The sequence below is a fragment of the Paraburkholderia bengalensis genome, from assembly GCF_037126505.1.
Lineage (GTDB): Bacteria > Pseudomonadota > Gammaproteobacteria > Burkholderiales > Burkholderiaceae > Paraburkholderia > Paraburkholderia bengalensis.
This window is the reverse complement of record NZ_JACFYJ010000015.1, coordinates 47,495-56,945: the sequence shown is the minus strand read 5'-3', so window position 1 is coordinate 56,945 and position 9,451 is coordinate 47,495. Positions and strand designations below refer to the sequence as shown.

The 9,451-nt window shown below is 59.1% G+C and carries 7 protein-coding genes; 1 reads left to right on the top strand and 6 read right to left on the bottom strand.

The genetic code is table 11. The annotated features are described in order from the left end of the window. Positions 1-44 precede the first annotated feature (44 nt). Genes H3V53_RS12065 through H3V53_RS12055 form a run of 3 tightly spaced genes read right to left on the bottom strand, consistent with a single transcriptional unit; the run spans position 45 to position 4,926 of the window. Positions 45-968: a peptidylprolyl isomerase gene (locus H3V53_RS12065; RefSeq protein WP_336598095.1), complete on the bottom strand. Its 924-nt coding sequence runs from the start codon at positions 966-968 to the stop codon at positions 45-47. A gap of 11 nt (positions 969-979) precedes the next feature. After that, positions 980-2,782: a ShlB/FhaC/HecB family hemolysin secretion/activation protein gene (locus H3V53_RS12060; protein ID WP_336598094.1), complete on the bottom strand. Its 1,803-nt coding sequence runs from the start codon at positions 2,780-2,782 to the stop codon at positions 980-982. After that, entirely contained in the window at positions 2,779-4,926 is a 2,148-nt protein-coding gene (locus H3V53_RS12055; protein WP_419539476.1) for a two-partner secretion domain-containing protein, read from the bottom strand. Before H3V53_RS12055 ends, H3V53_RS12060 begins: the two co-directional genes overlap by 4 nt. A gap of 1,036 nt (positions 4,927-5,962) precedes the next feature. Here H3V53_RS12055 and H3V53_RS12050 point away from each other — a divergent pair. Further along, positions 5,963-7,348 carry a hypothetical protein gene (locus tag H3V53_RS12050; protein ID WP_336598093.1) on the top strand — a complete coding sequence of 462 codons (1,386 nt, stop codon included), beginning with the start codon at positions 5,963-5,965 and terminating at the stop codon, positions 7,346-7,348. Positions 7,349-7,766: 418 nt separating this feature from the next. Here H3V53_RS12050 and H3V53_RS12045 read toward each other — a convergent pair whose 3' ends face one another. The 3 genes from H3V53_RS12045 to H3V53_RS12035 all read right to left on the bottom strand — a co-directional run bounded on the left by H3V53_RS12045 (position 7,767) and on the right by H3V53_RS12035 (position 9,375). Then, positions 7,767-8,336: a HEAT repeat domain-containing protein gene (locus tag H3V53_RS12045; RefSeq protein ID WP_336598092.1), complete on the bottom strand. Its 570-nt coding sequence runs from the start codon at positions 8,334-8,336 to the stop codon at positions 7,767-7,769. Between the two features lie 169 nt (positions 8,337-8,505). Beyond that, positions 8,506-8,967, bottom strand: a complete 462-nt coding sequence (locus tag H3V53_RS12040; protein WP_336598091.1) for a DUF6882 domain-containing protein — start codon at positions 8,965-8,967, stop codon at positions 8,506-8,508. A gap of 141 nt (positions 8,968-9,108) precedes the next feature. Continuing rightward, positions 9,109-9,375 carry a hypothetical protein gene (locus H3V53_RS12035; protein ID WP_336598090.1) on the bottom strand — a complete coding sequence of 89 codons (267 nt, stop codon included), beginning with the start codon at positions 9,373-9,375 and terminating at the stop codon, positions 9,109-9,111. Positions 9,376-9,451 lie beyond the last annotated feature (76 nt).

Below are 9,451 nucleotides of genomic sequence, written 5' to 3'. Positions count from 1 at the left end.
GTCTGCTGCGGCCTCCCGGTGTCGAGGCCTTGGATGCTTTCGCCTTACTGCTGCTGGATCGACGCGTTCTTCATCAGATCGACCACCACTTGCGCCGTTGCCTTCTGCAGCGCGACCTGCTCGAGCTGCTGGCGCAGCGCGACCTTCGTCGTATCGAAGTCAGGAATCTGCGTCGCGCGCGACTGGTCCATCTTCACGATCCAGAAGGCGTCGCCCACCTGAACCGGCGTCGTCGTCACGCCGCCTTGCGGCAGCTTCACCATTGCTTCGGCGACGGGCTGCGGCCAGCCTTGCGTCGCGCCCGGCTGGATCGGCGTCTTGAAAGACACCCAGTTCATCGCACCGCCTTGCGGGGCGGCCGGACCCTGACTGTACTGCCTCGCCAGTTGCGCGAAATCGGTGCCCTTCTTCAGTTGCGCGAGCACGTCCTTCGCGGTCGCTTCGTCCTTCACCGCGATTACGCTCGGTTTGTATTCCTTGTCGCCGAGCGTCGCGACGATCGCGTCGTAGCGCGCCTTCACATCGGCGTCGGTGACGGGCACGGGCTTCACCTGATCGCGCAGATACGCCTGCGTCATCGCCAGCGACTTCGCCTGTTCGACGGCTTCAATCACCTGCGCACGCGTGTCGTAATGTTGCTTCTCTGCCGCCTGACGGAACAGTTCCCGCGCGATCAACTGGTTCTTGATGGCCGTGCGCGTTTGCGGCGTATCCGGTGTATTGGTCGCTTTCAGCATCGCATCGACCTGTCCCTGCGTGATGAGCACGCTGTTCACGCGCGCGACGGCGTTAGCGGGCAGCGGGCCGGAAGCCGCAACGCTCGCCGATGCGGGCGCCGCCGCCTTCGCATGCGACGAGGACGGCTTGTTTGCCGCCATCGAAGGCGCCGCAACACCGGACAGCCCGACAGCCAGCGCAAGCGTTGCCGTCAGGCGCGTGAACGTGATGTGATTGAGATGCCGCTTCATGTTGAACTCCTTCATTCCGACCAGTTGAGAGTGGCCAGCAGCACAGTGGCCTTGTGACCAAGCGCTGCGGGCTGAATCAATGCCTGTCCGAGCAGGACTTCGCCCGTGACGGTTTGCGCGTTGTGCCGCCATTCGGCACGCGCGCCGATACCGGTGCCGACCAGCGTCGGCCAGCCGCCTTGTGCAACGAGATGTGATTTGCCGCCGTCGAGAAACACGTAGGGTTCGACACGCGCGTCATGCCACGCGGGCACGTTCTGCCAGGCCGCTTCGTTGCGCATATACGCGCCGCTATCGCCCGCGATGCCGCCTTCCGTGAAGCCGCGCACCGAGTCCATGCCGCCGAGATAGATCTGCTGTGTGCCGAACAGCGCCACGCGGCTGAACTGTCCGCGCAGCGTGCCGCGATACGCCCATTGCGTACCGAGCAGTGAGCCGAGCGTCATCTGCAAGGTGGATGTGCCGTCGAGCTTCGTGAACTGGCTGTGCGCGTCCGACTTGCCGATATCGCCATCGTCGTGACTTGCTGCAAGCCACGGCAACCCCTGTGAGATGCCGAAGTCCCACGTCGCGGCCGCGCCCTGATCGTTCGCCACGAAGCGGCGCAGGCCGTTCAGCGCGACACGCGCCACGGTCAGGTCTTGCGGCGACAGGTCGATGCCGTTCACGCTACGCTCGGTGCGCATCTTGTTGAGCGTGACGTCGACGCTCATCCGCCCGGACTTCGAACGCGTGAGCACATCGTTCCAGCCGAGAATCTGGCTGAACGTGCGTCCTTGCAGCAACGCCGTATCGCCGATGGTCTGCTGATACTCGGAGTACGAAGTCGTATAGCTGAACGTCTGATACCCGAACGGCACGGCGGCGGAAAACACGAGAGCATTACTGTCTTCCGTGCCGACGTAATTCAGCGACAGCGATTCCTGCAAGCCGATGACGTTGTCTGCCTCAACGCCGCCGCGATAGCGCAGCGTGCCCGTTTGCGAGCTGCCGTAGTTGTCGATGCCGAGGTTGTAGAACGTGCGGTCGCCGTAGCGGTTAGAGATCGCGACGATCGAATCGCCGGGCGCTTCGCCTGGCATGATCTGGATTTCGGCCTGATTGCGCCGCAGCCGGTTGATCTGGTCGACGCCCTGCTCCAGATCCGGCAGGCGCAGCACGTCGCCGACGCTGTCGCCGAATGCCCAGGCCGTGCCGGCATCGGTGAGGAGGCCACCGCCGTGCGTGTCGTACCAGGGCTCGTTCGGGTCCCGTGGACGCAGCGGCTTGCCGTTCAGCGTAAAGCCCGCGACCTTGCCCGCGACGACGTTGACCTTTAGCGTGCCCGACGCAAGGTTCTGTGCACCGAGATAAGCGCGCGTCGTGATGTAGCCGCGTTCGATGAACGCTTCCGTCACGCGTCGCAGCAGCAGATTGATGCGGTTGCGCCCCAGCCGCTTGCCGACGAACGGCGTGGCGATGCGGTCCAGTTCTTTCTGGCTCAACACGCGATCGCCGATGAATTCGATGCGGCTGATCTCAAACATCGGTTCGACATCGGGCAGGGTATCGACGTCCGCGCCTTCGGGCAGATTCGGCAAGGCGGGCACTTCAGGCGCGGCAATCTGCGCGGGCGCCTGCTGGATTTCGTTGCGTCGCTGCCTGTCCTGCTGCTCCTGCAATAGCCGTTGGCCCGGATCCTGTTCCGCGCGTCCGGGCAGCGCATTGAACCCGCCCGGCGGCAATGACGGAAGCGCCTGCGCGCTCGCGGCCGCGTTCGCGCCGATGGCGAGCACGGCAAAACAACCGCGCAAGATTGCAGGACGCCGCTTCATAGACCGAACCACGAAACGAGGCCGAGGTGATTGTGCGTGCCGATCGTCACGGGCGCGCGGTACGGCACGCGCATCGTGTTCACGCCGCCTGCCGCGTGAATGCCGCCCGGCGCGTTGAACGATCCGCCGTCGATGTCCGCTTCGCCCGTCAGTTCGACCTGGCCGTTTCCGCCTGTGAAGACGCCGCCCGTATCGGCTGCATAGATGGCCGCCCACGTGTTGCCGAACCACGTCTTCAGATCGTTGCGCCGGTTGATGACCGTGTAGCCGAGCACGCCTTGCGCGAGCGTTTTGGGTGCATCGAGCTTCAGGTTGCCGATGGCGATCACCGTGCCGCCCGTGTTGGTGATCTGCGTGCCCGCCTTGAGGGTGATGTCCTTGCCCGCCTCCATGACGCCGCCGAACGCCTGTACCGTGCTCGACGCGCTCGCGCTGCAGAAGATGAAGCACGACTGATGATACGAACCCTGTCCGACGAACACACCTTGCGTCAGCAGGTTCTGCGCGGCCGACACGAAGATACTGCCGTCGTTCGACAGAATCGAGCCGCCGACATTGTTGGCGTTCCGCGCGTTGATCGTCACATTGCCGCTGTCAGCTGTGATGTAGGCGAGCTTGTCGGGATCGTTCAGCGCGCCGTAGTCGACGGTGAAGCCGTTCTCGTGGTGCTCCACGAATATCAGCCGCCAGCTTCGGTTCGAGTAGCCGACGGCATTGCCCCCGTTCACGCCGCTCGAATGGTCGATGATGTTGTCGACGTCGCCGCCCGCCGTGAGCGTGACGTTGCTGTTCGACAGGATGCGCGCGTCTTCGTTGGTAATGGTGCCGCCCGCGTTGATCACGACGTCGCCGTTCACGCCGAATAACACGCCGAGCTTCGAGGTCGTGGTCGACTGGTTCAGCACGTTGCCCGAGGCGTTGAGCGTGACCGCGCCTTTGGAATCGCTGTCGCCTGCTGTTTGCGTTTGTCCTTGCACCAGCGAACCGACATTGACGATGTCCTGACTGCTCTTGACGACGACGCCCGCGTTCGACGATGCGATCACGGTCTGCGTACCGCTGTCGTTGTACAGCTTCACGCCGCCGCCACTGACATTGATGCCGCCGCTTGCCAGGAGCGATGTGCTGTTGAAGGCCAACTGACCTGTCGATGCAATCGACGCCGTGTTGCCCGCCTGCATCTGCATCGAAGTCGCAGTCAGTGTGTCCTGCACCTGCATGTTCACGTTGCCGTTCGCGGTGAGCGTCGTGTTCGAGAACTCGACAGCACCATTGGAGGCAAGCGTGAAATCGCCGAGCGTCGCGTTCATCGGACCTGCACTGCGCACGCCCGGCCCCTTGTCGGTGACGATCAGCTGCACGCGGCCGCTGGTGAGCGAGCCCGCTGCCGTGATGTCGACGGCAAACGAACTGGCCGTATCGTGCGACGACGATGCGTTGAACGAGAGCCAGTCGTTGGCGTTGTCATTGGGCGACACGCCCGTGTTCAGTGTCACGTTGCTGGTGCCGCCAAGCAGTCTGACGGTGGCTGTCGGTGATGTGAACGTGTTGGTCAGCGGCCCGTTGACGAGGATGTTCTTCGCGATGAGGTCCAATGCAACGAGCGCGCTCGACAAGCCTTGCGGTCCGACGATAATCGTTCCCGTCTTCGTGTCGAGCACGACGTTACGCTGCAGCACCGACCCGGTGAGCACATCGTTGAAGCTGACCTGTCCGGTCGAGAGCGCGACATGGCCCGTATTGACGAACGATCCACCGTTGATCGTGATGCCGTTCGGATTCGCCAGCACGACATTCGCGCGTGACCCAAGCACGGCGAGCTGGCCCGAGATCACGCTCGGGTCCGTGCCCGTTACCTGATTGACGATGGTTCGTGCGTTGATGCCGACGTTGTTCAGATCGACGCCCGCACTGCCCACGTTGAAGTGGCTATACGTGTTGTGCGATACACCACCGACGGATGGCGCAATGTTCACGGTCTGATGACCGTTCGCAGCCGTCGATACGGAAGTGGCCGTGCCGCCGTCCGCGACGACGCCTGCTGCGTGCGCATGCACCGACATCAGCGTCAGGGAAAACAAACAGAACTGCATGATCCGGCGGACTGTGCCGCCGACGCCACCGTTGACAGATTGCCTCGACATACCGCTGCCTGGCCGCTCTCAGTCGGCCAGTTCCCCGTTTGATCTTTAATTTATGCAGGTCGCGTGAAGACCTGCTCGTATTCATGGGACCGTTGTCGGCATTGTTTACCAAAACTTTAGGAATATTTCTTCTAACGGTAGTTCAGAAACGAAGTGTCAATTGTTAAGCGGTCAATTTTACGTAAATTGTAAAATCAGAAAAGTACCGCGACAGCGGCCGTCCGATGTATGGCTGCAGCCGTATATACTCCATTGGCCACAAGAGACCGTTATCTCTCCCCTGTCCTGAGCAGTGCATCAGGTTTGAACCCGAAGGCCCTACGCTAACTCCGCTGAAAGCTGTATATCTCATTGTATTTTTTGTAACCAGTTGGCTTGGCTACGCTGGCGGTCCCGCCATTCAAATCAATAGCCAATATAAGCATGTAAGCTGGTTGGTGGCGGTCCCCGTTGGTTTGGCGATGACGTGGCATTTCCAGAGAATACTCGTTGGTCGCCTGTACACGACGAAGTCCGGGGCAATGCTCCCGCTGGGAATTCGAGCTTCCTGGGTGACAGGCGGTATCGCGGCCGGCATGCTCACGATGCAATTGCCGTTTGCTGTCGCCACTATAGCTAACCGGGTCATAGGCACCACATACACAGCTCCATACTTGGTTACCGGGAAGTCGATCGGGCGTGGCAAGCGTACATGCTACGACTTGACCATGACGAAGGCGGACGACGCATCGGATAGATTTGATGTGTGCGTACCGAAGTCGGAACAAGATGCGACAAGAGTTGGCGACAAGATGCAGGCCACTGGTCGTCGATCACAATATGTGAACCAGATGATCCGTTTCCGTCGGATTTCCTGAGGCAGCGACGCTGTGATGGGAGTCGTCGCTGTTACTCCCCGCCCTCCCCAAGTTGTACGCCTCAGGATGATCGAAGGACGGTATGGAGCCGTGTACACGGCCACGCAAAGCGGCTTCGTTCACTTCCCCTCGTCTATAATCATCGAACCCAGAATCCACATCGCATGGAGCCGTATTTTATGAGTCAAGCCCGTGGGCCATATGCGGGATCTCGGCGCAACGGTCAACGCCAATTCCACCACGAGAAAAAGCCTCCGGTTCAACGACAAGGATCACCATATGTGAAGCCGGCGGCTAAAGACTCCGATCAGACAGCATCCATCCTGAAAACACGATCGTTTCAGTTTCTGGTCAGCGCGGTAGGCGCAGAAAATATTGCCCTTGCACTCGAATCGAACATGACGCGCGTGGCCGAACTGATGAAAGGCGAGAGATTCACGCCTGAGACCGCTTTCCACATGGAAACCACGCTCGGATTACCGCATGGCTTCTTTGATCAGCCTCACCCTGCGCTCGCGGACGAGACCATCGCTCGCTTGAAGTCTCCGCTCGACTTCATTCGGAACGACGAGGAATTCGACCCAAAGCCCGAAGCACTTGAATCGGCACCTACACCGGACGTCGACCAGCAACCAATTCCAGAAGTTAGTTTGCCCGAGGAAGCGCAAATGCCAAAGAAAGTAGCTGGCGGCAAGCCGGCAACTGTCAAAAACAGTCGAAGCGTAGTACGTGAACAGCCTAAAACTGGCGCCCCGTTCAAAGTGTCGTCGTCTAAGCACAGGACGTCTTCCAAAACATCCCAACAGCAACCGCTGGCATTGAGCGACACTACTGACGTGGAGAGCATCCGTCGCTCCAACCTCCGCCTTCTCACAACTCGCAACGGCTCGAAAGTGAAACTCGGTGTAGTCATGGAGATGAGTGGATTCAACATCGCCGACCGACTGCACGGCAAGAAGCGCATGGACAGTGCCGAAGCAAACCGGTTCACAGAACGTCTCGGACTACCCGTTGGTTGGTTGGACAGCCCGCGCACGGAAGCCGAGATTCCAAAATCCGTGTCCCAAATGCTAACGCCTGCTCCGCGCGGGCACTCGTCCGTGCAACAAAAGGTACCGCCTGCGCCAGCAACGAACGATGGCGAGCAAGAAAAAACCGCCAGTGAGAGGTTGCCCACGCATCTCGAGCGTGCAATCGCCTCGGTTGACTCCGAAAGTGCTTCACCCGTTGCGGCGAACGTCGCGGAAGATAAAGGAACTACCGTCGTCAGTCGGGAAGCTCAGGAAAATGAACTCTCCCCCAATCCTGTCAGCCCTTCAACTGAACAGAATGACAGCGATGCTCCGGCAGTGACATTAGCACTGCCCGACGCGATGACTGACTCCCCGACTGCGCAGCAACCCTCCCTCCCCCTTCCAATCACGGCCGCGACCAGCCTGGACAATCTGCACGGTATTGCACCGATAGCAGAAGCTTTGATTAAGACGCTCGCAGGTAAGGCACGCACAGGTCGACTGGACGAATTGAAGGCCTTGGAACTTTTGCATCGGGCGGTCCTGTTGTAGGACTTGGCGGCGTCGACAAAGCAACGACGCGGCCGCTGAGTGTCTTGGGCGCCGATCTATCGCGAGATATGTTCCGAACGCGCCCCCACTGCCGCGACTGTGGCTGAGGTCACGAGGGGTGCTTGGCGCGGTCTACCATACTCCGACCGACCGCCCCATCTTCGTCGGTCCCTCAGTTGCCTCTTGGACGCCTTCGATGGTCAGCCATCAGATAGGGGCGCAGATTGGTCGCCGCGATCTCGGTTGGAGCCGAACTTCCGTATACGACCCCGGACCGGACGACCGCACTATCGCAAAACGGACGTTGAATCACCCTTCTCAAACTCTAACTTCGGGCAGGCGCAGACCCATCACCGGCCTTCGCGACAGGCTGGCCGTCACGTGTCTTAATCGCCTCGATCGCCGCTTGAGCCGACACTTACACATCGCGCTTTCGAGACTTTAGGTTTTGAGTTAGAGCGGGCAACGCCTTGCGCGTGCCAATCTGGTTAAGAGTGGCATGGCAGTATATGATGTCATAGGGATCTGAGGTGGTTGCGAGAATCTCCAGCAACTTGTCTTCAGCCTCGGAGCTTGTGCAGCGCTTAAGGGACTGAATTGCGGCATGCCTCACCAGCCATCGCTTATCCTTAAGAAAAGGAAATAGTGGTCTGACATCGACGCTTTCCGGCTTCGGGATATCGGCAAGCCGTTCAAGGAGACTTGCCAGCGCATACTTATCGGGCTCTTTTGACGAGTATTCGATTAAGCGCGACGCGCACTCTTCGCTGAGGCAATTCTTTCCGATCTTACCGATGATGAAGTAAACCGCTGCTCGCTGCTCCTTTTTTGGTTTCTGACCGAGGTATGCATCGAGTTCATCGACCAAAGTCATGTCGGAAAGCAGTTCCGCTTCGCGATGTGCCTGCCAAGAGATCGAATCGCCCGAGCTAACGACGTCTTGTTGCGCGGTCATCTGTTGAATTAGTTCGAGCAGTTCCTGCGGCATCACCGCACCTTACAAAAAGCAATTACGAGTCTAATAGTGCGGCCAGATCGACGAAACCGTGACCGCCTCAGCAATCGAATTGTCAACGATCTGCGCATCTAATGCGAGTGAACGCAACTGGCCGCCTATTGCCCTCTGCGGTCGGCAGATACTTGGGCGACGTTGCGACTCAGGGGAATTGGTGGATTGAGTGGATCAGAACATAATGCTGGTTCGATCCATTGGGGATTCGGTAAGCGCCGTGCGCAGCGAGAACAGAACATGACAATGCAGCAATTTCCCATGCCATCGTCTGATCGCATTGGATTGTGGCTTGTTTGAACATTTCAAAGCCAGTTAAGTCATATAGCGCCTGTGTTTTTCTGGACGCATCCCGAACATCCATTGGAAGACCTTCATCCGACCATGACCAACGATAGCGCTGTTTGTCGAGAGAGTGCGTTCCCAATGGCAATATGGACGCCTCTGCGGTTGGAGCTTCACCGACGAAGAATGTCAGAAGAGACGACGCAAAATCCACGACGAAACGCTCATTGCCTCCGATGCCGAACGAATTGGACAGAACCGCCTGCTTTGCGCGGAGTTCAGCCAGAGCGCGTTCTAAGAACGCATCAAATTCTTCGTCTTTCACAGGTCTTTGTTTGGTCTGAGACGGCGTCATTTTCGACGATCTTCGCACCGCTGTCGAACGGCCGTTTATGGCCGTACACGGTCCGACGCCGAACCTTCGGCGGTAGCTCGCCGCCGCCTGCGTTCGTCAGCAGTCAACGCCTTATTGCATGTTTTCCTCGTTGAACCCTGCACTGTAGCTCTTGCGCGCGTTCCCGTAACTGTTGTCGAACGGCTTGATACCTAACATAGCGCACGGCTGCAAAAACCGCTCAAAACCATTATTCCGAAACCCGACACGAAGCCGACCATCCGTGCCCATCGAGGTAACAAGTCGATCGCCAAGCTGCCTCCGAAGATTGCCAGCCCCAACTACGAACAAAGCCATACGCAACCAACGGGAGAAATTTCCATCTTCAATCAAAGTCATTTTTCGCTCGCGCAGATTTCACTGCAACATTACAGAGGCGTACCCGACAGGCGTCCGCAATCCCAGATGGATGCGA

Coding starts and splice junctions, on each gene's coding strand:
- H3V53_RS12065 (WP_336598095.1), bottom strand. CDS start 968: ATGAAGCGGCATCTCAATCACATCACGTTCACGCGCCTGACGGCAACG.
- H3V53_RS12060 (WP_336598094.1), bottom strand. CDS start 2,782: ATGAAGCGGCGTCCTGCAATCTTGCGCGGTTGTTTTGCCGTGCTCGCC.
- H3V53_RS12055 (WP_419539476.1), bottom strand. CDS start 4,926: ATGTCGAGGCAATCTGTCAACGGTGGCGTCGGCGGCACAGTCCGCCGG.
- H3V53_RS12050 (WP_336598093.1), top strand. CDS start 5,963: ATGAGTCAAGCCCGTGGGCCATATGCGGGATCTCGGCGCAACGGTCAA.
- H3V53_RS12045 (WP_336598092.1), bottom strand. CDS start 8,336: ATGCCGCAGGAACTGCTCGAACTAATTCAACAGATGACCGCGCAACAA.
- H3V53_RS12035 (WP_336598090.1), bottom strand. CDS start 9,375: ATGACTTTGATTGAAGATGGAAATTTCTCCCGTTGGTTGCGTATGGCT.